At 63.9% G+C, this 26,801-nt stretch carries 23 protein-coding genes; 7 read left to right on the top strand and 16 right to left on the bottom strand.

Annotated features, from left to right (window positions below; all coding sequences use genetic code 11):
* Positions 1-68 precede the first annotated feature (68 nt).
* Both dbpA and ybaK read right to left on the bottom strand, forming a co-directional pair.
* Positions 69-1,460: an ATP-dependent RNA helicase DbpA gene (dbpA, locus tag RN347_RS04785; RefSeq protein WP_311960362.1), complete on the bottom strand. Its 1,392-nt coding sequence runs from the start codon at positions 1,458-1,460 to the stop codon at positions 69-71.
* A 106-nt stretch (positions 1,461-1,566) separates the two neighbouring features.
* Complete coding sequence (ybaK, locus tag RN347_RS04780; RefSeq protein WP_263584721.1) at positions 1,567-2,034, bottom strand: Cys-tRNA(Pro) deacylase; 468 nt, start codon at positions 2,032-2,034, stop codon at positions 1,567-1,569.
* Between the two features lie 131 nt (positions 2,035-2,165).
* Here ybaK and RN347_RS04775 point away from each other — a divergent pair, with 131 nt between their 5' ends.
* Complete coding sequence (locus RN347_RS04775) at positions 2,166-2,354, top strand: DUF3008 family protein (protein WP_311960361.1); 189 nt, start codon at positions 2,166-2,168, stop codon at positions 2,352-2,354.
* Between the two features lie 77 nt (positions 2,355-2,431).
* On the opposite strand, the gene RN347_RS04770 is transcribed toward RN347_RS04775, so the two are convergent.
* Together RN347_RS04770 and RN347_RS04765 are read right to left on the bottom strand one after the other, a co-directional pair.
* Positions 2,432-2,701: a hypothetical protein gene (locus RN347_RS04770; protein WP_252107062.1), complete on the bottom strand. Its 270-nt coding sequence runs from the start codon at positions 2,699-2,701 to the stop codon at positions 2,432-2,434.
* A gap of 84 nt (positions 2,702-2,785) precedes the next feature.
* The gene (locus tag RN347_RS04765; protein WP_311960360.1) at positions 2,786-3,649 is read right to left on the bottom strand and encodes a cation diffusion facilitator family transporter; all 864 of its coding nucleotides are present in this window, start codon (positions 3,647-3,649) and stop codon (positions 2,786-2,788) included.
* 101 nt (positions 3,650-3,750) lie between these two features.
* On the opposite strand from RN347_RS04765, the gene RN347_RS04760 reads away from it, so the two are divergent.
* Both RN347_RS04760 and RN347_RS04755 read left to right on the top strand, forming a co-directional pair.
* Positions 3,751-4,620 (top strand): LysR family transcriptional regulator, encoded by an 870-nt coding sequence (locus RN347_RS04760; protein ID WP_263584727.1) that lies wholly within the window; start codon positions 3,751-3,753, stop codon positions 4,618-4,620.
* Positions 4,621-4,794: 174 nt separating this feature from the next.
* Complete coding sequence (locus RN347_RS04755) at positions 4,795-6,204, top strand: PhoH family protein (RefSeq protein WP_263584728.1); 1,410 nt, start codon at positions 4,795-4,797, stop codon at positions 6,202-6,204.
* Between the two features lie 56 nt (positions 6,205-6,260).
* Here RN347_RS04755 and RN347_RS04750 read toward each other — a convergent pair whose 3' ends face one another.
* From RN347_RS04750 to RN347_RS04720, 7 genes are all read right to left on the bottom strand, one after another.
* Positions 6,261-7,268 carry a YihY/virulence factor BrkB family protein gene (locus RN347_RS04750; protein ID WP_311960359.1) on the bottom strand — a complete coding sequence of 336 codons (1,008 nt, stop codon included), beginning with the start codon at positions 7,266-7,268 and terminating at the stop codon, positions 6,261-6,263.
* Positions 7,265-9,031 carry a proton-conducting transporter membrane subunit gene (locus tag RN347_RS04745; protein WP_311960358.1) on the bottom strand — a complete coding sequence of 589 codons (1,767 nt, stop codon included), beginning with the start codon at positions 9,029-9,031 and terminating at the stop codon, positions 7,265-7,267. The genes RN347_RS04750 and RN347_RS04745 overlap by 4 nt, the downstream gene beginning before the upstream one ends.
* The gene (locus tag RN347_RS04740) at positions 9,028-10,545 is read right to left on the bottom strand and encodes a proton-conducting transporter membrane subunit (protein ID WP_311960357.1); all 1,518 of its coding nucleotides are present in this window, start codon (positions 10,543-10,545) and stop codon (positions 9,028-9,030) included. Before RN347_RS04740 ends, RN347_RS04745 begins: the two co-directional genes overlap by 4 nt.
* Positions 10,542-12,032, bottom strand: coding sequence for a proton-conducting transporter membrane subunit (locus tag RN347_RS04735; protein ID WP_311960356.1), 1,491 nt, complete (start codon positions 12,030-12,032; stop codon positions 10,542-10,544). Before RN347_RS04735 ends, RN347_RS04740 begins: the two co-directional genes overlap by 4 nt.
* Positions 12,029-12,724 (bottom strand): hypothetical protein, encoded by a 696-nt coding sequence (locus RN347_RS04730; RefSeq protein ID WP_311960355.1) that lies wholly within the window; start codon positions 12,722-12,724, stop codon positions 12,029-12,031. The genes RN347_RS04735 and RN347_RS04730 overlap by 4 nt, the downstream gene beginning before the upstream one ends.
* Positions 12,725-12,842: 118 nt before the next feature.
* Positions 12,843-13,508, bottom strand: coding sequence for an alpha/beta hydrolase (locus RN347_RS04725; RefSeq protein ID WP_263584734.1), 666 nt, complete (start codon positions 13,506-13,508; stop codon positions 12,843-12,845).
* Positions 13,509-13,569: 61 nt separating this feature from the next.
* Positions 13,570-15,339, bottom strand: coding sequence for an SLC13 family permease (locus RN347_RS04720; RefSeq protein ID WP_311960354.1), 1,770 nt, complete (start codon positions 15,337-15,339; stop codon positions 13,570-13,572).
* Positions 15,340-15,667: 328 nt separating this feature from the next.
* On the opposite strand from RN347_RS04720, the gene RN347_RS04715 reads away from it, so the two are divergent.
* Positions 15,668-16,969 carry an ATP-grasp domain-containing protein gene (locus RN347_RS04715; RefSeq protein ID WP_311960353.1) on the top strand — a complete coding sequence of 434 codons (1,302 nt, stop codon included), beginning with the start codon at positions 15,668-15,670 and terminating at the stop codon, positions 16,967-16,969.
* Between the two features lie 66 nt (positions 16,970-17,035).
* A complete protein-coding gene (locus RN347_RS04710; RefSeq protein ID WP_311960352.1) occupies positions 17,036-19,081 on the top strand; it encodes a CocE/NonD family hydrolase in 2,046 nt (681 codons plus the stop codon).
* Between the two features lie 93 nt (positions 19,082-19,174).
* On the opposite strand, the gene RN347_RS04705 is transcribed toward RN347_RS04710, so the two are convergent.
* The 3 genes from RN347_RS04705 to RN347_RS04695 all read right to left on the bottom strand — a co-directional run bounded on the left by RN347_RS04705 (position 19,175) and on the right by RN347_RS04695 (position 22,776).
* Complete coding sequence (locus tag RN347_RS04705; protein WP_009101184.1) at positions 19,175-19,378, bottom strand: cold-shock protein; 204 nt, start codon at positions 19,376-19,378, stop codon at positions 19,175-19,177.
* Between the two features lie 191 nt (positions 19,379-19,569).
* On the bottom strand, positions 19,570-21,255 hold the full coding sequence (locus RN347_RS04700; RefSeq protein WP_311960351.1) for a GMC family oxidoreductase N-terminal domain-containing protein: 1,686 nt from the start codon (positions 21,253-21,255) through the stop codon (positions 19,570-19,572).
* A 12-nt stretch (positions 21,256-21,267) separates the two neighbouring features.
* Positions 21,268-22,776: a CoA-acylating methylmalonate-semialdehyde dehydrogenase gene (locus RN347_RS04695; protein ID WP_311960350.1), complete on the bottom strand. Its 1,509-nt coding sequence runs from the start codon at positions 22,774-22,776 to the stop codon at positions 21,268-21,270.
* 170 nt (positions 22,777-22,946) lie between these two features.
* Between RN347_RS04695 and RN347_RS04690 the strand changes: the two genes are divergently transcribed.
* Both RN347_RS04690 and RN347_RS04685 read left to right on the top strand, forming a co-directional pair.
* Positions 22,947-23,846 (top strand): LysR family transcriptional regulator, encoded by a 900-nt coding sequence (locus RN347_RS04690; protein WP_311960349.1) that lies wholly within the window; start codon positions 22,947-22,949, stop codon positions 23,844-23,846.
* Positions 23,847-24,109: 263 nt separating this feature from the next.
* On the top strand, positions 24,110-25,492 hold the full coding sequence (locus RN347_RS04685; protein ID WP_311960348.1) for an NAD-dependent succinate-semialdehyde dehydrogenase: 1,383 nt from the start codon (positions 24,110-24,112) through the stop codon (positions 25,490-25,492).
* Positions 25,493-25,574: 82 nt separating this feature from the next.
* Here RN347_RS04685 and RN347_RS04680 read toward each other — a convergent pair whose 3' ends face one another.
* Together RN347_RS04680 and RN347_RS04675 are read right to left on the bottom strand one after the other, a co-directional pair.
* Positions 25,575-26,057 carry a phosphatidylglycerophosphatase A gene (locus RN347_RS04680; protein WP_263584742.1) on the bottom strand — a complete coding sequence of 161 codons (483 nt, stop codon included), beginning with the start codon at positions 26,055-26,057 and terminating at the stop codon, positions 25,575-25,577.
* The gene (locus RN347_RS04675; RefSeq protein ID WP_311960347.1) at positions 26,057-26,797 is read right to left on the bottom strand and encodes a DUF533 domain-containing protein; all 741 of its coding nucleotides are present in this window, start codon (positions 26,795-26,797) and stop codon (positions 26,057-26,059) included. Before RN347_RS04675 ends, RN347_RS04680 begins: the two co-directional genes overlap by 1 nt.
* Positions 26,798-26,801 lie beyond the last annotated feature (4 nt).

Raw genomic sequence — 26,801 nt, 5'->3', positions numbered from 1 at the left:
GGCCTCTGACGGTCACTCCTGATGGCGAATGCGTGAAGCGGTGAATGCACGTGAAAACGGTACACGGTTCAAATTCGGCGCACGCGAAAGGCGCGGCCCTTGAGCTTGTCGCGCGAAAGCTTACCCAGCGCCTGGTCGACCACGCCCCGCTCGACGGCCACGAACGCGCTTCTCGCCTGCACCTTGATGCTGCCGACCTGGTCGCCGCGAATGCCGCCCTCGCCGGTCAAGGCGCCGAGAATGTCTCCCGGGCGCAGCTTGTCCTTTTTGCCGCCATTTAGCTCAAGCGTGGCCATCGCCGCGGTAAACGGCGTGCGGCGAGCGGGTTTGGGCAGCGGTTCGACCGTGAGCGGCTCATTGAGATAGTCGCTCAAACGCTCCAGCCGGTAGCGCTCCTCCGGGGCGATGAGCGTAGCCGCGACGCCGCTTTCCCCGGCCCGGCCGGTGCGCCCGACGCGGTGAACGTGGGCGCCCTGCTCACGGGCGAGCTGATAGTTGAACACGGCGTCGAGTTTGGCGATATCGAGCCCGCGCGCCGCCACATCGGTGGCCACCAGAATGGAAACGCTCTGGTTGGCGAAGGTCACCAACAGCCGGTCGCGCTCCTTTTGCTCCAGATCGCCGTGCAGCGCCACGGCGCTAAAGCCATGCGCCGAAAGGGCCTCGGCGACCTCGTCGGTTTCGCGCTTGGTATTACAAAACACGACGCTGGAGGTCGGCCGGTAGTGCAGCAGCAGATCCTCGAGCCCGGCCAGACGCGCCTGCTCGCTTTGTACGGCGAAAAAGTGCTGCTCGATGGTAGCGGCGTCGTGGCCATCTTCGATGGCGACGCTGACGTAGTCCGTCAGCACCCCGCGGGTCATCTCGAAAAGCTCGCCGCCTTCGTTATCGTCCGGGAAGGTCGCGCTGAAGAGAAGCGTCTGGCGCGCTTTAGGGGTTTGACGAATGATCGCGTCGATCGCCGGGCGAAAGCCCATGTCGAGCATGCGATCGGCTTCGTCGAGCACCAGGGTTTCGAGAGCATCGAGGCTTAGCGAGCCCTTTCGCAGGTGCTCGTCGATACGCCCGGGCGTGCCCACCACGATATGGGCACCGTGCTCGAGCGAGCCGATTTGCGGGCCCAGGGGGGCGCCGCCGCAAAGAGTGAGCACCTTGACGTTGGGCAGCGCCCGGGCCAGCTTTCGAATCGACTCGGCGACCTGATCGGCAAGCTCCCGGGTCGGGCAGAGCACCAGCGCCTGAACGTGCGAGCGTTCACGCATGAGCTTGGCCAAAAGCGCCAGCCCGAACGCCGCTGTCTTGCCCGAGCCGGTCTTCGCCTGGCCGAGCACGTCGCGGCCTTCGAGCATGGGCGGAAGGCTCTGAGCCTGAATCGGCGTCATCTCGTGATAGCCAAGTGAGGCGAGATTGTCGGTGAGCGCAGAAGGCAGCGCCAGAGAGGCGAAAGAGGTATCGGCCACGAATATTTCCTGAAAAAAAGAGGCGACGGCGCCGGTCACTGCCAAGCGCCGTCGCTGGTGCGCATAACGCGCACGATACCAGAAAGCGGCTCGCTTTGCGCCGACCTCACACCGCTAGCGGCGCAAAGCGCGCCTGACCCAGCGCGGCCAGCGCCTGGGGCGCCAGCTCGATTTCGAGCCCCCGACGCCCGGCGCTGACGAAAATGGACTCAAACGCGCGGGCGCTTTCATCGACGTACAGCGCCAGGCGCTTTTTCTGCCCCAGCGGGCTCACGCCGCCCAGCACGTAGCCTGTGGCGCGCTCGACGGCGTCGACCTTCGCCATGGCCGCTTTCTTCGCCCCCGCCGCGCGGGCGATCTGCTTGAGCCCCAGCTGGTGGGTGACCGGTACCACGCCCACCGCCAGCGTCTTGCCGTCGAGCTCGACGACCAGCGTCTTGAACACCCGCGACGGATCGACGTCGAGCTTTTCGGCGGCTTCCAGCCCGTAGGAGGGGGCGCCGCTTTCGTGGCTGTACTCGTGCACGGTAAAGGCGATACCCGCCCGTTTGGCGGTATTGATGGCTGGCGTCATGGCGCTTTCCTTGCATTGTTTCGGCAGGCGTTCGAGAAGTGACTAAACTTTAGCAAAGCGTCATGGAAAAGATAAACGCCTCCCAGTCATCAGCAAACACGCACCAGGAAAACAAGCGTCAGGAGAAAGAGATGCCGGCAAAATCGAAGGCTCAGCAAAAGGCCGCAGGGGCCGCCCTTGCCGCCAAGCGCGGCGAGACCAACGTGAGCGAGCTTACAGGCTCGTCAAAGGAGATGTATGACTCGATGAGCGAGAAGGAGCTCGAGGAGTTCGCCAGCACTCAACGCAAGGGCAAGCCTGAGAAAAAAGGCGATGACTAGGCACGCGGTGCGTTCAACCAGCGCGCAATCAAAACGCCCGGCATCGATGCCGGGCGTTGTGTGCAAAGGCTGACTTTTTACTGGCAGGGCACGACCTTGCGCAGCGTGTCCTTGGCCCACAGGTTCTGACCATCCGGGGTGCGGCCCTGCTCGTTCCAGCGCTCGGTGGTTTCCAGGCAATACGAGCCCATATCCTCGGTGCGCGGGTCGGCGCTCGAGGGGCGCTCGCCGCCAACGCGCATGACGTCGGTATTGGTCGAGGTGTAGCGCGGAGCGACGGTGGTGCTGGCACAGCCCGCGACCAGCGTAGTGGCGACCAGCAAAGCGATAAAGCGGCCGAGTAGCATGTTTCAAACCCTCAAAATCCGGCCCGATTGCCGGTAGCGCTAGATACCACCCGCGCACCGCGGCGTCAACGCTTTTTGCCGGGCTCAGGTGATGAGCGTAATGCTGGTCACCGGCCGCAGCTGGCGGCGGTGGCAGTGGCGCGCCACGCTTTCGACGATAGCCTCGGCGTCATCGATCTGCGCCTTTTCGAGCTGAATGTCGACCATCAAAAAGTTGCCTACCCGCGCCAGGCGAACGTCGCTCTCCTCGACCGCGAAATCCGCCACGCCCACGGCGAGCTCCTCGCGCATGCCACCGCCGGGCTCGCCGAACATGAGCTCTTTCAGCGCCCCGCGAATCATCCGCACCGGCATGGGCAAGAAGTAGGCGACGATCAGAAGCACCATGGCCGGGTCGGCGAAGCGCGCCCAGGCGGCAAAGGGCGAGAGCGTCAGCAGGTAGGTCGCAAAGAAGCCGATCAGCACCGCCGCGGAGAGCCAGGTATCCATCTGCCACTGTTTGAGTTCGGCGGCCATGAGCGAGGAGTGGCGCCCGCGGGCGTAGTGCGCCAGCCGCCACCAGGTGAACAGACAACCGAGCACGTTGAAGGCGCCGAACCCCAGCGCCAAATCGAGCGTGACGAGCCGCCCGCCCTGATAGAGACTCCAGAGCGCCGACACCAGCGAAAATAGACACACCAGCGCGATCACCACCCCCTTCAACAGCACCGCCAGCGGCTCGACGGTCAGCCGACCGAAGGGGTAGCGCTCGTCGGCCGGCTTTTGCGCGTGGCTGAGCGCGACCAGCGACAGCGTCGCCAGCACCAAACTCAGTAGCGAGTAGCCGCTGTCGAACAGGATGGTGATGGAGCCAGAAGACAAGCCGATGAAGAGCCCGATGAAGGCGAACAGCGAGGCAGAGAGCGCCGAAAACTTGAGCGCGCGGCGCTCGATCGTTGACGATGACACGCAGAAAACATCCGTGGGAAGAGGAAAGGTAGGCCATAATAGGCGCCCAAACCGCTTTCCACCAATCGCTCACCGCCAACTTTTTTGGCGCTGGAGGCCTTGTGCGTATCGAACAGGTTCAGGCGTTCATCGAGGTTGCCGAGCAGCGCTCCTTCGCCGGCGCCGCCCGCCATACCGGTGCCAAGCGCAGCACGCTGAGCGCCATGGTAAGCGCGCTGGAGGATCACCTGGGCGTGGCGCTTTTCGAGCGCTCCGGCAATAGCCTTACGCTCTCCCCGATGGGCGAGAGCATTCTGCCGGATTGCTATCGCCTTTTGACCAGCGCTTCGCGCATCGACAAGTACTGCCAGCAGCATAGCCTGGGTGTGGAGAGTCAGCTCTGCATTGCCCGCGACGACGCCCTGCCCGAGGCGTTCTGGCAAGGCGTGATGCACGACATCAAAACGCGCTTTCCACTCACGGCGATCTCGGTCTATCTCGCCCCGCCCCAGACCCACCAGACGCTGATCGCGCGCCAAACGGTGGATATCGCCTTCGGCCTTTATAGCGTTCAGGCGCTGCCCCACTACGCCAGACGCCTGGCGCCGGTCGACATGCGTTTGGTGGCCGCGCCGCACCACCCCTTGAGCCGGCTGCCCAGCGTGCAGCGCGACGATCTTGCCCAGTACACCCAGATTTGCCTGAGCCACCTTCAGGACGACCGGCTGGTGAGCGAGGCGCTGTTCTCCGCCAACTATCTGGGCGTGACGATGTTCGAGCTGATGCGCGACGCCGTGATCCAGGGCACTGGTTGGGCGCTTCTGCCCGCCCCGCTCATACGTCACGCGCTCGATGCCGGCACGCTTAGCCGCCTGCCCCACGAGCTTGCGCTCGAAAGCTACCACTACCGCTCGCTGGTGAGCGGCCCCCAGGGGCCGGTGGCGAGCGCGCTGCTTGGCCGGCTCACCCGGTTTTTGGCCCACCAGGAGTGAGCGCGGTTTCGTTGAAATGCGTGATTGGCGAAAAGTGGCGTTGCCCACCACGCTATAGAAAACCACAGAGGAGAGCGATGACACTCTAGAGCGTAGAACACGGGCAGTGTCATGCGTGCGTCAAAAAGCCCTGCCAGTGTCGATGTTGCCGTCCACCAAGGAGCGACTTCCACGATGGTCAAACTCGATAAGAAAGCCAAACGGCTTTATGTGCTCGACACCAACGTTCTGATTCACGACCCCGCGGCTCTGTACCATTTCGAAGAGCACGATGTGGTCATCCCCATGACCGTCCTCGAGGAGCTGGACAAGCACAAAAACGGCATTCGCGAAATCGCCCGTACGGCGCGCCAGGTCAGCCGCACGCTGTCGGATCTCACAAGCCAGGTTACTTTCAAGGAAGTTCAGTACGGCGTTCCCATCCCCAGGCTTTCCGGCGAAAGCGGCCGGCTCCATTTTCTCTGCTACAGCGATTTGAAGCTTCTCAACGAAGTCAGCGACACCCCGGACAACCGCATACTGGCCGAGACCTGTAGGCTTCGTGACGAGAACCCGGACGCCTCGGTCATCCTGATCACCAAGGACATCAACCTTCGCATCAAGGCCGCCGCACTCAAGGTGCCGGTGGAGGATTACCACAACGATCGCGCCTTCTCCGACAGCGACGCCATGATCGAGGGCGCCAGCGTCTACCAGCACGCGGCAAGCGAAGGTACCACCCTTTGGGAGACACTCAACGTCGAGGTCGACGTCGAGCGCACCGGCCATCACACCTTCTACCACCTCAAGGGCGACATGCCCGTGGCGTGGCACACCGGCATGCTGGTCAGCGATAGCGAAAACGGCGCCGAGTTCGAGGCGATCGTGCGCGAACTGGGCCCTGAGAGCGCCACGCTCCAGCTTTTGACCAACTACCGCCACCACTCGGGCGTTTGGGGCGTGCACGCCCACGACAGCCGCCAGAACTTCACGCTGAATTTGCTCATGGACCCGGAGATCGACCTGGTCACCATTGCCGGCAACGCCGGCACTGGCAAAACCTACATGACGCTCGCCGCGGCCTTCCAGCAAACGCTCGACACCAAGCAGTTCGAGCGCATCGTGTTCACCCGCGCGCCGATCCCCATGGGCGAGGACATTGGCTTTCTACCGGGCACCGAGGAGGAGAAAATGTCGCCCTGGATGGGAGCCTTTCACGACAACATGGACAACCTGTTGCGCAACGACGATGGCGAATCGAGCTGGGACAACGGGGCTACCCGTCAGTTGATCGGCTCGCGGGTTCAGATCCGCTCGCCAGGCTTCATGCGCGGGCGCACCCTCAACGACACCTTCCTGATCATCGACGAGGCGCAGAACTTCACCCCCAAGCAACTCAAGTCGCTGGTGACCCGCGCCGGGCGCAACACCAAGATCGTCTGCCTGGGCAACGTCGGCCAGATCGACACACCGTACCTCACCGCCAATACGTGCGGTCTGGCCGCCGTGGTCGAACGCTTTAGAGACTGGCCCCACGCCGGCCACATCACGCTCAAGGGCGTCGAGCGCTCGCGCCTGGCGCTGGCCGCCGAAGAGCTTTTGTAAGCTCTTCCATCAATCTCTTTCATCACCTCCCACTCGCGCCGCCAACGGCGGCGCGGCTAGCGGGTATCCGGCGCGTTCTCATCCTTCTCTTCGTCACCCATCGGGTTGGGCACGCCTACGGTGTCCGCGGCGAAGGCCTCTCGCTCACCCAGCGGGCGCGAACGCCCGACAGTGGTATCCTTCACGGTCTGGCGCTCCAGCTCGCAGTTGAGCTCGGCGCCGAACAGCACTAAAAACGCCGACATCCAGAACCACATCATCATGGCGACCACCGCCCCCAGCGAGCCGTAGACTTCGCTGAAGGTGGTGAAGTGGCCCACATAGAGCGACAGCGCCGCCGAGCCCAGAAGCCAGGTGAGCGTAGCGAACAGCGTGCCGTAGTTGAGCCACTCCCAGCGCGGCTTTCGCCGATAGGGCGCAAAGCGGTAGAGCAGCGTGATCAGAAAACTGGTGATGATCAAAAGCGCCGGCCAGCGCAGCCAGTTGATGAGGTTGTTCAGCGGCGCGTCGATGGCGAGCGACTCCACCGCCATCGGAATCAGCGCGATGAAGCCAAGCGAAATCAGCGTCATCGCGATCAGCCCGAAGGTGAGCAGGGTCAACAGCACCGTGCGGCGTAGAAAAGGGCGCTTCTCGCTTTCGCCGTAAACGACGTTAAGCCCTACCACCAGCACCGCCACCCCCTTGGAGGCGATGAGCATGGCGATGGCAAGCCCGATCATCGCGGCCATGAAGTTGCCCGCTTCGGTGTTTTCGATCACCTGCTCGGCCTGCTGGTCGATCAAATTCGCCGCGTCCGGCGGCATGAAGCGACTGATCTCGTAAAGCTGCTGGGCTGCTTCCAGCGGGTCGAATAGAAGCCCCCAAAGCGAGATGACCGCCGCGATGGTGGGAAACAGCGCCAACAGCGCGTAGAAAGCGGTGCCTGCGGCCAACATGGTCAGGCGGTTGCGCCGCGCCGCGCGCACCACGCGCCAGCACACGTCCAGAAGCCCGGGCGTGGGAATCTCTTCTGGCGTTTGCGCTCGGCGCCCGCGCTGGCTCTTCTGCGGTGTCTCGCTCATTGGCTTCCCTCCCAAATCAGTAGCAGCGCCAGCACCACCGCCAGCGCCATCATCAGCCCGCTGCCGTGTCGGCGCATCCATCGCTCCCCTTCAAGCGCATGATTCAAGCGCGCCATCACGAAACGCTCGAGCACCAGCGCGCGGGCAACGCTCGAGCGCTTCACGCGTTTTGCCCGCCGCGCTACCCCCCGGCAAAGCGCGACCAGCCACTTCGCGATCTTTCGATACGGCCACCACAAATCCCCTGCCGGCAGCGTCGGCGCGCTTAAAGCGCGAGCAATCACCACGCCGACGACCACCAAAACGATCCCGGCAGGCAGCGGCCATACCAGGGATGTGAGCGACGACAGCGCCGGTACGTGCACGCTCTGATCCGGCAGTGGCAGCCACCAGGGCGCGGTGAGGGCGGCCAGAATCGCCAGTGACCAGCCGGCGAGCTGCCAGGCGTCGCTGTCGCCGGTGTCGCGGTCCTGCCACTGGCGCCATACACACACGCTGACCAGCGCCGTCGTGCCCACCGCCGCCCATGTCAGCAGGAGCACGATATAGTGATGCCCGCCCTCCTCCAGAACGTGCTTGACGCTGTACTTGCTGATCACCCCTGCGCCGAAGGCACCGGTCAGCGACAGCGCCGGCAGCGCCAGCACACTCCACAAGAGTGCGGTGGGCAGGCGCGGCATGTGCTCGCTCACGCTGGTGCCCAAAAACAGCGCGCCCTTCGCCAGCGCATGGTGGCCGGCAAACAGCGCAATGCCCGGCAGCAGTGCCGGCCAAAGTGTCGGGTCGAGCAGCCCCACCGCCACCAGCGTGGTCATCATGCCCATCTGGCTGATGCTCGAGTAGGCCAGCACCGCTTTCGGGTGGCGCTGGCCCACCCCGTAAAGCGCCGCGCCAAAGGCAGCGGCGAAACCGGCCACCAGCATCACGTTGCCCAGCGTCGTAAACGCCGGCGCCAACCCCTCCATGCCTAGCGGAAGTAGCATCAGCCAGCCCAGAAGCCCGGCCTTGATCATCGCCCCACTCAGCACCGCGCTTGCCGGCGCCGGCGCCACCGGATGGGCCAGCGGCAGCCAGACGTGAAGCCCGATCACCCCGGCCTTGACGCCAAAGCCCAGCCACAGAACAAGCGCCATCCACACGCCCTCGGGGGCGGCGGCGATCGCCTCGCGCACGCCCTCGAGCGTGGTCGCCTCGCCGCTGCCCGCCGCCCATAAAAGCCCGCCAAGGATCAGAGCTTCACCGATCACCGCCAGCACGATATAGGCGTGCGCCCCGCGTTTGGCCGCGTCGCTTTGCTCGTGCAGCACCAGCGCGTAGGCGGCGAAGGTCATCAGCGCAAAACCGAAATAGAAGCTTGCGATGTCCTGCGAGAGGATCAAAAACGCGTTGCCCAGAAACGTCAGCGGCCAGAACAGCGTGAAGCGCAAAAGCCTATAGTGTTCGCCGTCGTCGCCCAGGCGGGCACGCGCCGCCGCGCGCTTGAAGTAGCCCCGGGCGTGAAGCGCCGCCAGACTCCACAAAAGCGCGGTGAAACCAAGCCAGGCGCGGCCGAGCGTGTCGAGTGCCCACTGCCCGCCGAGCAGCCAGGCCTGCCACTCCCACGCTCCTTCGCCAATGAGCGCAAGCAACAGGGAAGGCCAGGCGGCGCTGAGCCACCAAAGCGAAAACAAGTGCCGCGCCTTGGGCGGGCGAAACATCTGCCGAACCACGTTCAGCGCCACGCAAAGCGGCCATAAAAGCGCGACCAACAGCAGCGCGGTCATGGCAGATACTCCCCGACCGCAACGCGGGTCGCCCAGTCCAGCGGGCTAAAGGGCAGTCCCGCCAAAAGCCCGGCCAGAAGGCTCACCGTCGCGGTAAACACCGCCGGCCACAAGAGCCACCCGTGGGTCTCCAGGCGCCCCAGGCGCTGCTCGCTCGGCCACTCGCCCACCCCGTGAGCCGGCCCCTGGCAGAACCAGAGCCGGTAAATGATCGGTAGGAAGTAGAGCGCGTTGAGCACGCTGCTGAGTACCAGCACCGCCACGACCCAGAGCATTTGCGCCTCGATGGCGCCGATGCCCAGATACCACTTGGTGATGAAGCCGGCGGTCGGCGGCAGGCCCACCATACCGAGTGCGCTCAGGGTGAACGCGATACTGGTCAGCGGCATACGCCGCCCGGCCCCGTTCATCTCGTCGATGCGGTGAATGCCGAGCTCCTCGGCGTAGCTGCCGGCGCAGAAAAAGAGCGTCACCTTCATCAACCCCTGGTGCAGCAGGTGGGCCAGCGCCCCGATGGTGCCGAAAGGCCCGACCAGGCACGCCCCGAGCACGATGTAGGAGACCTGGCTGATGGTCGAAAAGGCAAGCCTTGGCTTGAGTTCGGCCTGGGTGATCGCCCGCAGCGACCCGTACAGGATGGTAAAAGCCGCCAGCGCCGCAAGCCAAGTGGTCACGCCGAGCTCGACGCTAAGCTCGATGCCGTACAAATCATAGATGATGCGCAGAATGCCGAAGGCGCCGGCCTTGACCACGGCGACGGCGTGCAACAGCGCGCTGACCGGCGCCGGCGCGACCATCGCCCGGGGCAGCCAGCCGTGCAGCGGCACGATCGCCGCCTTGACCGCCAGCCCGCCGACCAGCAGCGCGAAAATGAGCATCAAAAGCCCGCGGTGATCGCCCAGGTAGCGATCAAGCCCCTGTTCTGATGCAAACGACTGATCGCCGGTCAGGCTGTAAAGCAGCACCACGCCGAGCAGTACCACCACGCCGGCGCTGAGCGTATAGCGCAGATACACCCGCCCTGCCGCCAGCGCCTTGGGCGTGCCGGCGTGGGCGACCAGCGGGTAGGTCGAGAGCGTGAGCATTTCGTAGAAGATCAGGAAGGTGAACAGATTGCCCGCCAGCGCGATCCCGAGCGTACTGGTCACACAAAGGCTAAAGAAGCCAAAAAAGCGCTTGCGATTCGCCGCGCCCTCGAGATACCCGATGGCATAGACGGTGGTGCAGAGCCACAGTATTGATGAGAGCCCGGCGAACATGACGCCCAGCGCATCGGCGCGCAGCACGAAGTCGATGCCGCCGATGATCTGAAAACTAAAGGTATCCTCGAAGCCCAGGGAGACCCGCCAGACCATCAGCACTACCAGCGCCACCTTGCACGCCGCCGCGGCGAGGTTGATCACGGTGCGCGCCGACCGCGCAGTTTCCGGCAGCGAAAAGATCGTGATCGCGGCGAAAAGCGATACCAAAAGCGCGGCGAGCGGCAGCCAAGCCATGTCGTTCATTTCGTTCATGCGCCCGCTCCATGCAAAAGCCCCAGGGGAAGATGCGCCAGAAGCCCCAGCGAGAGCGCGGCGAGCGCCAGAATCAGCGCTATCGCATCCATGCCCGGCGCCAATGGGCGGTAGTCGTGGCGCGGTGCGGTTTCATCGAAGGAGTAGCGAAACACGCGAAAGACGTAGGCCGCGGTCAGCAGCGTTCCCGCTAGAAGTGCCGCCGCCGAGGTCCACTGGCTTTCCAGTACCATGGCATGAAGAAGCAGCCACTTGGCGGTGAACCCGGCGCTGGGCGGCAGCCCCATCAGCGTGATCGAAGCGATCCCGAAGGTGAGTAGCGACAGCGGCAGTCGCCGGCTGGTCCCGGCGAGCCCTTTCAGCGAGCTTTCGCCGGTGGCGAGAATCAGGTTGCCTGCCGCCAGAAACATCGCCGCCTTGGCAAGTCCATGGCCGATCAGCATCAGCCAGAACCCCTGCCAGCCAAGCGCCCGGGGAATCGGCGCGACGTCCGGCCCGAGCAGCAGCGGAAAGGCCACCATCAGATAGCCAAGCTGTGCCACCGTCGAGGAGGCGACAAGGGTTTTCAGCGAGTCTGCTCGCCAAGCGATCAGCCCGCCCCAGACGATCGCAAGCGCCCCAAGCCAGGCCACCAGCCGCGGCGCCCAAAAGGTATCCGGGAGCAAGATGCTCCAAAGCATGATGAGAATGTAGAGCGAGCCCTTGATCACCAGCCCCGCGTGCAGCGCGCTTACCGGTGTCCAGGCGCTCTGGTGAACCGGGCTCAACCAGGCGTGCAGCGGAAACAGCGCCGCCTTCAAGGCAAGTCCCGCACCCAGAAGCGCCGCCGCCACCCAGGTAACGAGGCCAGGCTCGACGACCCGGGAAAGCGCAAGCAGCTCAAGCTCGCCCCACTGCCCCAGAATCAGCGCCACCCCCATCAGGTACGTGAGCGAACCGACCAGTGTCAGCATCAGATAACGCATGCCCGCCTCGAGGGCGTCGGGCTTGCCGGACAAGAGCAGCATGGCCACCGCCGACAGCCCGAGCGTTTCGAGCGCCGCGTAGAGCGTCAAAAGATCCGCCGCGAGCCATAAAAGCGATAGCGCGCTGATCAGCCCTCCCATCAGCGGCCACAGCCAGCGCTCGCCGGCACCCGACTCGGTCAGGCGAAAATGCCCCGGGGCATAAAGCGCCGCCGCCGCGCCCACACACTGAGTGACGAGCAGCAGCAGCGCCCCGAGGCCGTTCATGCGAAGCGACAGCGTCACGCCCACCACCTCGGCCTGCCAGCGCAAAAGCCCCGCCTGCTGAACATCGCGCAAAAGCCAGAGCCCGGCAACCACGACCAGAGCGCTCACCAACAGCACCGGCCAGCCGCGCTTGGGAGGGTAAAGTACCGCGGCAAGACCCGCCGCCAGCGGCAGCACCAGCGCGCACAAAAGCGCCCAGTGGCTAAGCGCCAGCGGCGAAAACGTGCTGTCGAACAGTCCAAAGCGCCAGGTCATGAGGGGCTCCCCGCACCGGGGGTATCTTCCTCGCCCGCCTCGTCTTCATGGGAGTGTAGATGGCGAATCAACAAGGCCCCCAAAAGCGAGCCGAACCAGGCGATGACAAGCCCGACGCCGACCAGGGCCTGGGCGCCTTCCTCGGTGCCGGCAAGCCCGGTCATCAGCAAAAATACGCCAGAGCCCAGCACGTTGAAGGCGAGCAGCCGGCGCAAGCGGTGGCGGTGAAGCGCAAACGCACCCATGGCGGTGCCGACCATCAGCACCGCCACGATCATCAGCGGATGCTCGGAAAGCGAGTAGACCATGCCGGGCACGACAAGGCGAATCACCGCGCCGATCATTACACACCAGGCAAGGGTCAGCGCGGCGCGGGCGAAGCGGTGACTGACTGGCCCCTGAAAGGTATCGACGTGGTGGCTTTCACGCTGAAAAGCGCGCCAGGAAAATCCATGGGTAAAAGCGCCCAGGGCATAAAAAAGCGCCGTACCAGTGAGCAGCACGCCGAGTACAAGTTCCAACAGCGCAAGCCAGGGCGCGCCCAGCCACCACCAGGCCAGCGTCATGGCAAGCGAAAATGCGAGGAACGCGCAGGTAGCGCGCGCCACGTGGCGGTCGAACAGACAAACGAGCGCGGCGAGCGCCAGACACGCGGCCAGCCCCGCTTCCCACAGATCGATGGACGCTAACATAGGCCTCGCTGATTCCCTGCTCGGCTGGAAAAGAACCACTTTGCCTGCGTTTCAAACGCTTGTCGAACGGGGACACGCCGGTTTTTCGCCCGTCACACGGTCGCCGGTCGACGAAGGACTAGCCAAGCCTCGCCTGCAGCCACTTGCCGATATCGTTGACCTGCTGCGGACAGAGCGCGTGGGCCATGGGGTACTGACGATAGTTGACGCTGTAGCCCTTCTCCTTGAGCCGATCAGCGCCGGCGCGGCCCAGGGTTTCCGGCACCACCGGGTCGAAATTGCCGTGGTGCACCTCGACGGGAATGGCGGCGTTGGCCTCGGCAAAGGCAATGCTCTCGCCAGTGGCCAGATAGGTCGACATCGCCAGAAGCCCGCCCAGCGGGGCCTCGAAGGTGAGTGCGGCCTGATAGGCGACCGCCCCGCCCTGGGAGAAACCCGCCACGATGATACGGCGGCTATCCATGCCCTGGTCGATCTGCTCCTGAATCAGCGCCTGAATGCGCTCGGCGGAGCGTTTGAGCTGCGCCTCGTCCACCCGGCGGCCAAGATCCATCGCCAGAATGTCGTACCAGGCGGGCATCACCATGCCGCCGTTGACGGTGACGGCCAAGCGCGGCGCGTGGGGCATGATGAAGCGCACGTTCATATCCTTTGATAACCCCATCGCCGGAATCAAGGGCTCGAAGTCGTGACCGTCCGCGCCGAGGCCGTGAATGATGAACACGCAGGCATCCGCCGGCTGGCCATTTTTGGGCTCGATGATCAGTTCACCCGGCTCTGACATAACGCGATCTCCTCGTAAACAAAAGCGACACCCTAGCGCAAAGTGGTCGTGACGGCGAGCGCTAGAAAGGCCACACCAGCGGGATCAACGCCACGGCGATCGCCCCGGTCAGCACGTTGAGCCCGCCACCGACCTTGAGAAAGTCGCTGATGCGATAGCCACCGGGCCCATAGACCATGAGATTGGTCTGATAGCCGATCGGGGTCAGAAAGCTCGCCGAGGCGGCGAACATGATGGTCACCACGTAAGGCATCACGTTCACGCCCAGACTTTCAGCGGCGGCGGTCACCACCGGGAAGATGATCACCGCCGCGGCGTTGTTGGTCACAAGCTCGGTGAGAAGCGCCACCACGCAGTAGGTGCCCAGAAGCAGAAGCCAGGGGCTTCCCGCCACCATCGAGAGCACGCCGCCGGCGAGCACGTCCGCCGCCCCGGAGGCCTGAAGCGCCCCGCCCACTCCAAACGAGGCGGCGATGGTCAAAAGCACCTGGGTGTCGAGGCCGCGCTTGGCCCCGGCCACCGAACAGCAGCCGGTCAAAAGTGCCAGTGCGGCGCCGAGCATCGCCGCGTTGAGCATACTCATCACGCCCACGGCGGCCAACAGCACCGCGCCGATCAGGATACCCCAGGCCAGCGGCGCCTTTTCATGCACCGGGCGGGCGGCGCCATTGAGCTCGCTGATAAGAAGAAAATCACGGGATTCGCGGTGGCGCTCGATGAACGGCGGGCGCGCCTCGAGCAGCAGCACGTCCGACGACTGCAGCCGCACCTGACCCAGGTTACCGGTGACCCGCTCGCCGCCGCGGCAAATCGCTAGCACCGCCGCCCCATAAAGTGTGCGAAAGCGCCCGTCGCGGATGCGCTGGCCGATGAACTGGCACTGGTGTGACACCACTGCCTCGACCAGCCGGCGCTCCTTGAACTCCTTCTCCAGGTTCGAGCCCCGTTCGCTCGACGGCACCAGCCCGCGGATCTGCTGTAATTCGACGGCGGCGTCGCTGGTGCCGGTAAACACCAGCCGGTCGCCGCCCTTGAGCCGCTCGCCGGGGCCGACCACGCTGACCACGTTACCGGCCCGCTCGATCTCGACCAGAAAGAGCTCCTGCAAATGCCGAAGCCCTGCCTCTTCCACGGTGCGATCGACCAGCACGCCGCCGGGGTCGACCTCCATCTCGATAGTGAACTCCCGGGGGTTGGCGAACGCCCGCCCCATCCCTTCGCGGTTGGGCAACAGCCTGGGCGCGACGAAAATCAGGTAGGCAAGCCCTGCCAGCGCCACGGGCAGGCCCACCCAGGCCAGATCGAAAAGGCCCATCGAAAGCTCGGGGTAGCGCTCGGTCAAAAGCCCATAGACCACCAGGTTCGTGCTGGTGCCAAAAAGCGTGACGGTACCGCCGAGAATCGAGGCGAAGCTTAGCGGCATCAACAGCCGCTGCGGCGAGCGGCGAATGCGCCGGCTCCAGCTCATGACCGCGGGAATATAGGTCGCCATGACCGGGGTGTTGTTCAAGAACGCGCTCAAGGAGGCGACCGGCAACACCAGCCGCGAGAGCGCTCGCCGCTCGGTGGCGGGGGTGCCGAGCACGTGGCGAATGATGAGATCGATGCCACCGGTTTCACGAATGCCCGCCACCAGCACGTACATGAAGGCCACGGTGAAAAGCCCGGAATTGGAGAACCCGCCCAGCGCCTGGCTTGGGTCGATCACGCCCAGGGTGAGCAGCACTACCACCGCGCCCATCAGGATAATATCCGGCCCCAGCCGGGAGAGCGCCATCAACGGAAATACCGTTAGTACGACCCCGATCGCAATCCAAGCATCCAATGACATGACGCGCGCCTTAAAAAAAGAAACGTGCTCATTGTGCCGCCTGCCAGATATTCCAAAAAGCTATTTTTAGGAACACATTTATTCGATAAAAGAATATAAAGAGATCATTCGCGCCGCTTTCTTCATGTAGCTACTCAAAATGGGAAGTGGCGTGATTACAAAATCGATGAAAAGCGCCGAGCGCCTGGGAGAAAAGCCCGCTAAGCTCCTAAAAGCGGCCGTTACCAAAAATATCAAAGGCTAACCTTTCTTTACATTATGGATAAGCGGTACCTGAATCGTACGTGGTGGTCGGCCGGACTGTTTCGTCATTACGGGAGAAGACCGCATGGAAACGCAGCATATCTTCGTCGTCGGGCTCAACGACTTTAACCACGAGCGCTTGAAGCGCCTGCGAGGCGCCGAGCACTTCGAGTTTCATGGCGTCATCGAGCCCGCCGAGGTCTACGACACCGAGGTGTTTCCGATCGCGTCCATGGTCGAGCGCGCAAGCGAAACGCTTTCGAACTTCGAGCACGATATCGACGCCATCGTTGGCTACATGGATTTTCCCGTCTCGACCATGCTGCCGCTTTTGTGCAACCGCTTTAACACCCGCACCACGAGCCTGGAGAGCCTTTTGAAGTGCGAGCACAAGTATTGGAGCCGGTGCTGTCAGCGTGAGGTGATCGGCAACTTCATCCCCCGTTTTACCGCCTTCGACCCCTTCGACGACCAGGCGCTGTCGGAAATCGGCCGCGCCGGGCTCTATTTTCCGTTCTTCATCAAGCCGATCAAGTCATCTGGCTCCCGACTTGGCTTTCGCATCGACAGCCCGGAAGATTTCGAATCCGCGATCAAGGCGCTCAGACGTGATATCGGGCTGATTTCCGAGCCATTCAACTTTATTCTCGAGCAGGCCGAGATACCCGAGGAGGTGCGCCGGGTCGACGGCGGCTTCTGCATGGCCGAGGAGATCATCGGCGGCTGGCAGTGCACCGTGGAAGGCTACGTGTTCGAGGGCAAGGTGGTGCCCTACGGCATCGTCGATTCGCTTCGCTACCCGCGGGTGCTGAGCTTTCTCTACTACCACTACCCCTCCACCCTGCCGGAGAAGATTCAGGACAAGATGCGCGAGCTGACCACGATGCTGCTGTCGCATATCGGTTACGACAACGCCGCCTTCAACGTGGAGTTTTTCTGGGACGAAGTTCAAAACCGCATCTGGCTTTTGGAGGTCAACACGCGCATTTCGCAGTCTCACTGCGACCTTTTCGAAAAAGTCGACGGCGTCAGCCACCAGCAGGTCACCATCGACCTGGCGCTGGGCCAAACGCCGAACATGCCTCATCGCGAAGGCGCTTATCCGGTAGCCGGCAAGTTCTTCTACCGCGTCTTTTTCGATGACGCCACCGTCGCCCGCGTGCCCTCCAAAGAGGAGATCAAGGCGCTGGAAGAGGCTTACCCGGGCACGCTGATCGATCTGCAGGTGGCGCCTGGCCAGCGGCTCTCAACGCTTCCCGAGCAGGACGCCTACAGCTACGCGCTCGCCTACATCTGGATGGGGGCGCCCACCAGCGAGGTGCTGGAGAAAAACTACCGCAACCTGGCCGAGCGGCTTCACTTCGAATTCAGCGACGTGATCGGCTAAGCGACACGTTCGCTTTCAAGGCCATATTCGCTTTCAAGGCCATATTCGCTTTCAAGGAGAGTGCTTATGCAGATCGTGGATGACTTGCCCCGCTGCGTCTTCGAGGAGGAGACCTGGATCGAGATGAGTGACGGCACGCGCCTGGCCGTGCGCATCTGGCGCCCCGTTGACGCCGACACCGACCCGGTACCCGCCATCGTCGAATACCTGCCCTACCGCAAGCGCGATTTGACCGCCCAGCGCGATGCCGGCATGCACCGTTTTTGGGCCGGCCACGGCTATGCCGGCGTGCGGGTAGATATTCGCGGTACCGGCGAGTCCGACGGTGTACTCCATGACGAGTACCTGCCCCAGGAGCTCGATGACGGCGTCGAGATTCTTGCCTGGCTCGGCCGCCAGACCTGGTGTACCGGAAGCGCGGGGATGGTGGGGATTTCCTGGGGCGGCTTCAACGGGCTGCAGATCGCCGCGCGCCAGCCGCCGGAGTTGAAAGCGATCATTACCATCTGCTCCACCGACGACCGCTACGCCGACGATGTCCATCACATGGGCGGCTGCATGCTGGTGGACAACCTTTCCTGGGCCTCGACCATGTTCGACGGCAACGCCTGCCCGCCGGATCCGGCGCTGGTCGGCGAGCGCTGGCGCGAGATGTGGCTCGAGCGCCTGGCCGGAAGCGGGCTGTGGCTCAAGCAGTGGCTCGAGCACCAGCGCCGCGACGACTACTGGAAGCACGGCTCGGTGTGCGAGGATTTTGGCGCCATCACGTGCCCGGTCTACGCCATCAGCGGCTGGGCGGACGGCTACTGCAACGCAGTGTTCAGGCTCATGGAAGGGCTCGACGTGCCGCGCAAGGGGCTCATCGGCCCCTGGTCGCACAAGTACCCGCACCTGGGCGTGCCCGGCCCCGCCATCGGCTTTTTGCAGGATGCGCTGCGCTGGTGGGATTACTGGCTCAAGGGCATCGACAACACCATCATGGACGAACCCATGCTGCGGGTCTGGATGCAGGAGTCGGCGCCGCCTTCCACCCGTTACGACCACCGCCCGGGGCGCTGGGTCGCCGAGCCCGGCTGGCCCTCGCGCCATATCGTCCCCCAACACTTCAGGCTCACCGCCGGCCACGACCTGCTGGCCGAAGACGACGAATCAAACGGCAGCGCAAGCGGCGCGGCCGAGGCGCCAATGACACTGCGCTCGTCACTCTCGGTCGGGCTTCACGCCGGCAAGTGGTGCTCCTACAACGCGCCGCCGGATCTCCCCCACGATCAGCGCGACGAGGACGGCGGCTCGCTGATCTTTCAGACCGCGCGGCTGGACGCCCCACTCGAGATCTGCGGCCAGCCGGTGCTCGAGCTCGAGCTCTCTTCTGACCAGCCGGTGGCGATGGTCGCGGTGCGCCTGAGCGACATTCACCTGGACGACAAGGCCACCCGCGTCTCTTTTGGGCTTCTCAACCTGACCCACCGCGACAGCGACGAGTTTCCCGAGTCTCTGGAGCCCGGCAAGCGCTACCGCGTGCGGGTCGCGCTCAAGCACATCGCTCAGCAATTCATGGCAGGCCACGCCGTTCGCGTGTCGATCTCGACGAGCTACTGGCCGATCGCCTGGCCGGCGCCGGAGCCGGTTCGCCTGACCTTCCACCCCGAGGCGTGCCGGCTGACGTTGCCCACCCGCGAGCCGCGACCACAGGAGGAGGCGGCGCTGCCCGCGTTCGAGCCACCGGTATCGGCGCCGGGGCTGGCCACCACGGTCATCGAGACCGGCAGCGAGGTGTGGCGGGTGATTCGCGATTTGGCTACCGACGTCAACGAGGTGCTGGTGGTCAACGACGAAGGTGCCTACCGCTTCGACGACATCGATCTCGAGATCGCCGGCAAGGTGACCGAGCGCTACCGCTACGCCTATGGCGATTATCGCAGCATCGAAGGGATCACCGACTGGGAGCGCACCTTCCGCCGCGGCGACTGGATGGTGCGCACGCTGACCCACACGCGCCTCACGGCAAGCGCGGACGCCTTTCGCATTCAGGCAACCCTGGACGCCTGGGAAGGCGACACGCGGGTCTACTCGCAAAGCTGGGACGAGTCGATCCCTCGCGATCTGGTCTAGGTGCCCAAACGCCAGCCAATAAAAAACCCCGCGATAAGCGGGGTTTTTCTAGCCCGATTGCGTTAGCAAGCGGGAAACATCAGCGATTCGAAATTACAGAACCTTGATGTTGGAAGCCTGAAGGCCTTTTTTACCCTGGGTGACGTCGAAGGAAACCTTCTGACCGTCCTGCAGAGTTTTGAAGCCGTCAGCCTGAATTTCGGAGAAGTGCGCGAACAGGTCGTCGCCATTGTCGTCCGGAGAGATGAAGCCGAAACCTTTAGTGTCGTTGAACCACTTAACGGTACCAGTTGCCATGATCGAAATCCTCGATGTAGCTTAATGAAAAGCCGGGTAATACCCGAGTTACAGTGGGTAGAACAAGAAACTTTCACCAGACTCAACGCTTGAGCGTTTCGATGCTGCTGACAACGTTCGACTTGCTAACCTACTGCTTCGAAGCATGCGCCTATGCAGCACACACGTCAACACCATGCCTTAAAAAAATGTCAATGCGATGACGCTGCATCCAAAATCCACTTAGCGGCTTTTTCGGCGATCATCAGGGTGGGTGAATTGGTGTTCCCGCTGGTGATGGTGGGCATGATACCGGCGTCTGCCACCCGGAGTCCGGCCACGCCCAGCACTCTCAATCGGGCATCCACCACCGCCATCGGATCCTCCGCTTTTCCCATGCGCGTGGTGCCCACCGGGTGGAAGATCGTAGTACCGATATCGCCGGCCAAGCGTGCCAGTTCCTCGTCGCTTTGGTACTGCGCGCCGGGCTTGACCTCTTCGGGTTCGTACCTTGCAAACGCCGGCTGCGCAGCGATACGCCGGGTCACGCGCAGCGAGTCCGCGGCGACCCGCCGGTCCTCCTCGGTGCTCAGGTAGTTCGGGCGAATCGACGGCGGCACCGCCGGGTCGCGGCTTTTGATACGTACCGTGCCGCGACTGGTCGGATTCAGATTGCACACGCTTGCGGTGATCGCTGGGTACGGGTGAAGCGGCTGGCCGAAGGCCTCGAGGCTCAGCGGCTGCACGTGGTACTGAATGTTGGGGTGGGCGTAATCACTGGAGCTTCGCGTAAACGCGCCCAGCTGCGACGGCGCCATGCTCATCGGCCCGGTGCGCTTGGTCAGATACTCCCAGCCGATGCCCGCCTTGCCCAAAAGCGTCGAGGCGATGGCATTGAGCGTTTTGGCGTTGCTGACACGATACACCGAGCGGATCTGGAGGTGATCCTGCAGGTTCTCGCCCACGCCGGGCAGCTCCTTCACCACCTCGATGCCGAGCTCTTCCAGGTGAGCTCGCGCACCGATTCCGGAGCGCTGTAAAAGCGCCGGCGAGCCAACGGCACCGGCGCAGAGCACCACTTCCCTTGAGGCGCTCACCTGCTCGAGGCGCCCCTGGCGCTTGAGCTCGACGCCGGTACAACGCGGCGCGCTCTCGCCCTGCTCGAAGCAGAGCGCGTTGACCTGGCTTGTGTGCCAGAGCGTCAGGTTCGCCCGCTTCAATGCCGGGCGCAGAAACGCCTTGGACGTGTTCCAGCGCCAGCCGGCGCGCTGGTTGACGTCGAAGTAGGCCACGCCTTCGTTGTCGCCGCGGTTGAAATCGTCGGTACGCGGGATGCCCGCCTCGACGGCGGCGCGGGCGAAGTCGTCGAGTACCGGCCACTTGAGCCGCTGCTTCTCCACCCGCCACTCGCCTTCCTTCCCGTGAAAGCGCCGGTGCGCCTCGTCGGCGTCGCCGCCGTCGTCCATCCGGTAGTGGCTTTCGTGGCGCATGAAATCCGCAAGGCAGCTTTGCCAGCTCCAGGCCGGGTCGTCGACCACCTGCGCCCAGTGGTCATAGTCGCGGGCCTGGCCGCGCATGTAGATCATGCCGTTGATACTCGAACAGCCCCCCAGGGTCTTGCCGCGCGGGTAGATCAGCGAGCGGCCGTTCAAGCCCGCATCCGGCTCGGTCTTGTAGAGCCAGTCGGTGCGCGGGTTGTTGATACAGTAAAGATACCCCACCGGCACGTGAATCCAGTGGTAGTTGTCGCGCCCGCCCGCCTCGATCAGCAGCACGCGATTATTCGGGTCGGCACTGAGCCGATTGGCCATCAAACAGCCCGCGGTGCCGGCACCGATCACGATATAGTCGAAGGTGTCGCCGGCGCCTTGATGTGCGTTGTTAGTGCGCGCTGCCATGAAACCTCCTGACTATTTGGCCGTGGGCATCATGAAATCGGCGCCGTCGTCGATGGAGTCGGACCAGCGCTGCATGATCGACTTCTGTTTGGTGTAGAAACGCACGCCCTCTTCGCCGTAGGCGTGGGTGTCGCCAAACAGCGAGCGCTTCCAGCCGCCGAAGCCGTGCCAGGCCATGGGTACCGGAATCGGCACGTTGATGCCCACCATACCGACCTGAATACGCCGGCCGAACTCTCGCGCCGCACTGCCGCTTTCGGTGAAAAGGCTTACGCCGTTGCCGAACTCGTGGGCGTTGATCAGCTCGATGGCGCTCTTGATATCCGGCACGCGCACGCAGGCAAGCACCGGGCCGAAGATCTCCTCTTTATAGATCGTCATCTCCGGGGTGACGTGATCGAACAGCGTGCCGCCCATCCAGAAGCCGTCGGTGTTGCCTTCGCCCGCCTGGCTCGACTCAAACGCGCGCCCGTCGACCACCAGCTCAGCGCCTTCTGCCGCGCCCTTTTCGATATAGCCGGTGATGCGCGCGTGGGCCTCTCTGGTGACGATCGGCCCCATTTCGGCGTCTGATTGCATGCCGTCCTTCACCTTGAGCGTGCGGGCGCGCTCGGCAAGGCGTGCCACCACCTCATCGGCAATGTCATCGACCAGCACCGCCACGCTGATCGCCATGCAGCGCTCGCCGGCGGAGCCGAACGCCGCACCGACCAGCGCATCCACTGCCTTGTCCAGATGCGCGTCGGGCATCACCACCATGTGATTCTTCGCCCCGCCCAGCGCCTGCACCCGCTTGCCGTGGCCGGCGGCGCGCTGATAGATCGCGTTGGCGATCGGCGTAGAACCCACGAACGACAGCGCCTGCACGTCCGGGTGGTCGATCAGCGCCTCGACCGCCTCCTTGCCGCCCTGCACCACGTTGAACACGCCGTCGGGCAGGCCCGCCTGCTTTAGAAGATCCGCGATCAGTAGCGAAGCGCTCGGGTCCAGCGGGCTTGGCTTCAGGATGAAGGTGTTGCCGGTGGCCAGCGCCACCGGGAACATCCACATGGGCACCATGGCAGGGAAGTTGAACGGCGTAATGCCTGCCACCACGCCCAGCGGCTGGCGCAGCGTCCAGTTGTCGATGCCGGTGCTCACTTGATCGGTATAGTCGCCCTTGAGTAGCTGCGGCACGCCGCAGGCAAATTCGACGATATCGATCCCGCGGGCCACCTCACCCTGGGCGTCAGAGAAGACCTTGCCGTGCTCTTTGGTAATCGCCTCGGCGAGTTCGTCCTTGTGCGCGTTCAAAAGCTCCAAAAACTTGAACAGCACCCGGGCACGGCGAATCGGCGGCGTATCCGCCCAGGCGGGAAACGCCCGGCTTGCGGCCTCGACGGCCCGGTTCACATCGGCCTGGTTCGCCAGCGCCACCTGACCGGTGACTTGGCCAGTGGCGGGGTTGGTGACAGGCTGGCGCTCGGCGGCGTCGCCGTCTACACGCTGGCCGTTGATGTAGTGCTGAATCGCGGTGGACATAAGCTGCCTTCTGGTCGGTGATCATGGATACGGCTCGCCCGCTTGATCGACGGTGCGGCCTGAAACTATCGCTCGCTCGAGCTTACCCCGCGCCGGGCCGCGATCAATTGAGTAATTCTTAAGCGCGATATAAGCTTTTCTGATAACAAAACCGACCCACAGGAGCTTTCATGCAGGAGTACGCCGCCCTGCGGGCGTTCGTGGCCGTTGCCCAAAGCGGCAGCGTCTCGAAAGCCGCCGCCACGCTGCACCTGACCCAGCCCGCCGTCAGCCTAAAGTTGAAGCAGCTGCAGGCGCATTTGGGCCTCACCCTCTTTATCCGCCGCCCCCAGGGCCTTGCGTTGACCAGCGATGGCTATGCGCTGTTGCCCGCCGCGCGCCAGGCGCTGGCCAGCGCCCAGGCCTTCGAGCAGAGCGCCCATGCCCTGCAGCAGACGCTTCGCGGCAAGCTCAGGGTCGGCACCATCGTCGACCCGGAATTCATCCGCCTGGGCCACTTCTTGAGCCGGCTGATGGCCCGCGCGCCGCAGCTCGAAACCGAGCTCGCCCACGGCATGAGCGGCAGTGTGATCACCCACATCGAGCGGGGCGAACTCGACGTCGGCTTCATCCTCGCCCCGCCCGGCCAAGGCCCCGGCGTCGATATACTCGGATTTCGCGAGCTGACCCACTTTCACTACCACGTGGTAGCCCCGCCGGGCTGGGAGAACCGGCTTTTGGATACCCGCTGGGAAGCGCTGGCGCGGCTACCCTGGATCGTCACGCCCACGGATTCCGCCCACCACCGGCTTTTGAGCCTCGCCCTGGCCGAGTGCGGCGCCGCGCCCAATCGTGTCGCCCAGGTCGACCAGGAGGCGTGCATGCTGGATCTGGTGCGTGCCGGCGTGGGTTTGAGCCTGGCCCGCGACGCCCAGGCCATGGCCGAGCGCCAGCAAAACGGACTGGCGGTGGTTGACGATGTGCGTCTGCCCTGCGCGCTCAGCCTTGCCTGGCGACAGGACCGCGAAGCCGAGCCGCCGATTCGCGCGGCGCTCGACACTCTGGATAGCGTTTGGCTCCACCGAATTTGAGTCGCCGCCGCTCGCAACCCGGCGCGAATCCTTCGGAACCATCCTTGCGGTCGAGTGATCAAAACGAGCTACGCTGAATAGGCCGAGCCTTTGGTCGAACCTCATCGAAGCCGATCGATATTCATGTTTGGCCAGCGCGGCGTTTGTCTACTAGGGTTAAGAGCGAACCAAATAGACCAGTCGGCTAATGGGTGATTCACCCAAGGACTGGACGCGGGCTTCGGGCCCGCACTCAAAGCGTTGATTAAAAGACAGGGGGTCTTATGAGCAACAGCATCACGACGGTCAATCCGGCCACCGGCAAAAACCTCGAAAGCTACACGCTGATGGACGAGAGCCAGGCGCTCAAGGTCGTCGAGCAGACCCACGAGGCTTTTTTACAGTGGCGGCTCACGTCGCTGGACGAGCGGGCGAAGGTCATCAAGGCGATCGGCAAGGCGCTTGCCGATAACAAGGAAGCCTTCGCCACGCTGATGGTCGATGAAATGGGCAAGCCGCCGGAAGAGGCGCGCCAGGAGATCGATCTGTGCGTCGGCATTTGCGACTACACCGCCGAGCACGGGCCAACCAAGCTCGCCGACGAGCAGCGCAAGCCCGGCAACGGCGAGCGCGGCATCGTTACCTACTCGCCGATGGGCGTGATCTACGGCATCCAGCCTTGGAACTTCCCCGCCTATCAGGCGGTGCGCTACTCGATCGCCAACCTGATGGCGGGTAACGGGGTGCTCTTGAAGCACGCCGAAAACGTCACCGGCAGCGGCCTGTTCCTCGAGAAGCTCTACCGTGATGCGGGCCTGCCGGAAAACGTTTTCCGCACGCTGGTCATCTCCCACGACGTGTCGGACAAGATCATCGAGCACAAGTTTGTTCGCGGTGTGACGCTGACCGGCAGCGACACCGCCGGGCGCAAGGTCGCCGCCAAGGCCGCCGAGAACCTGAAAAAGACCGTGCTGGAGCTGGGCTCCAACGACGCCTACCTGGTGCTCGACGACGCTGACCTGGATCTGGCGGTGGATACCTGCGTCACCGGTCGCGTGTTCAACGGCGGCCAGACCTGCGTGGCGGCCAAGCGCTTCGTGGTGACCGAGAAGAACTATGAGGCCTTCAAGGAGCGTTTCGTCGAGAAGATGAAGGCGCTCAAGGTCGGCGACCCGAAAGAGAGCGGCACCGACGTCGGCCCGATGGCCCGCGTTGACTTGCGCGACGACCTGCACGACCAAGTCGAGAAAAGCGTGCAAAACGGTGCCAACATCCTCTGCGGCGGCGAAAAACCGTCTGGCCCCGGCGCGTTCTACCCGGTGACGGTGCTGGACAACGTTACCCCCGGCCAGCCAGCTTACGATGACGAGCTGTTCGGCCCGGTCGCCGCGCTGATTCGCGCAAAAGACGACGAAGACGCCATGCGCATCGCCAACGACAGCCGCTATGGCCTCGGCGGCGGCATCATTTCGAAGGATGTGAAGCGCGCCACCGAGCTTGCCAGCAAGTACTTCGATACCGGCATGGTGTTCATCAACGGCTTCGGCGTGGCCACCCCGGAAATGCCCTTTGGCGGCGTGAAGGACTCCGGCTACGGCCGTGAGCACGGCGGCTTCGGCATGCACGAATTCGTCAATGCCAAGGCGGTCATCATCGTTCAGGAGTAAGGGGACGGTGTCGGCCTGAAAGGCCTTTACTAGCAAAACTGATTGACGCCGCAAGCGCTGCTTGCGGCGTTTTTTGTGCGCGTCAGATGGAGCGCGTGGTGTAGGCCCGGCGGCGAAACAGCAGCAACGCGGCCATCACAAGCCAGGTCAACAGCGCCGCGATGGCGTCGTCCAGCACCACGCCGAGCCCGCCGGGGGCGAACTCGGCCAAATGGATGGGCGGCGGCTTGAGCGCATCGAGTAGCCGATAAACGATGAACGCGGCTGCCATTACCCAACGCGTTCGCGCCGCCTTGAGGCCAATCACCGCCAGCGGAAAGGCGACGATTTCGTCGAACACGATGCTGCCATAATCGAGCCCGCCGTAGTAGCGCGAGGCGTAGTGACAAACGAGCACGCCCAGGCCCAGCATCAGCGCGCTGATCGCCACTTGATGGCTAACGCGATGGCTCAGTAGCCACCAGGCCAGCGCTACGCCCCAAAGCGTGCCCACGGTGCCTGGGGCGAGCGGCGCAAACCCCACCCCCAGCCCCGAGGCCAACGCAATATTGAGCGTTTCGAGCATCAGCCCGCCTGGGCGGCTTTACGCTTGAGCCGGATCACCGTTTCGCGATCGAGCCCCAGGGCGTCGACGAGCTGCTCAATCCAGTCGCTTTCCATCTCGTGGCGCTCACCGGCCACCGCCAGGCTGACCAGCAGAATTTCGCGAGCCGCCTGGGGTGAATCCGCCTGCTCGGCCAGTACGCTGGCCTCCAGCGGCGCGCTGAGCTGCTTTTCTACCCAGGCGTAGAGCTCGTCATCGGCGCCCAGGTCACTCATTTTCTGGGTGACTCGGGTGAGCGTCTGCTCCTCGCTTTGGCCGGTGGCGCGCGCGGTCAGGATCATCGCCTGCAGCAGTGTGCGGCTGCGCTGCTCCTGGTGCTCGCTGCTGAGCGAATCGATGTGCTCGTCGCTGGCGGTGCGGGCCTGGTCGCGGTCCCACTCGGCATCGGCACCGGCGCTCGGTCCGTTACGTAGTTCGGAGCTTTGCCACGCGTTCCAGGCATACATACCGATACTTGCCACGATTCCATACTTGAGCGCCTTGCCGGTCAGCTTACGACCAGGTCTTGATCCCATCAGCAGCGCCATGGCGCCGCCGCCCAGCGCGCTTCGGGTATCGAAGCCTGCGCGCGGCCGGGGCGACTGAGTGCGGTTTGGGCGCGGGCCGCGCGGACCCGGCGTCGGTTCGTCCAGCACGCCCTTGAGGCCCAACTCGCCGCTGCCTTGCTCCATCAACTGCTTGAAAATACTGCTTGCGTTCATCCGT

The organism is Halomonas sp. PAMB 3264 (assembly GCF_031954245.1).
Taxonomy (GTDB): domain Bacteria; phylum Pseudomonadota; class Gammaproteobacteria; order Pseudomonadales; family Halomonadaceae; genus Vreelandella.
This window is presented reverse-complemented; position numbering and strand designations above follow the sequence as displayed.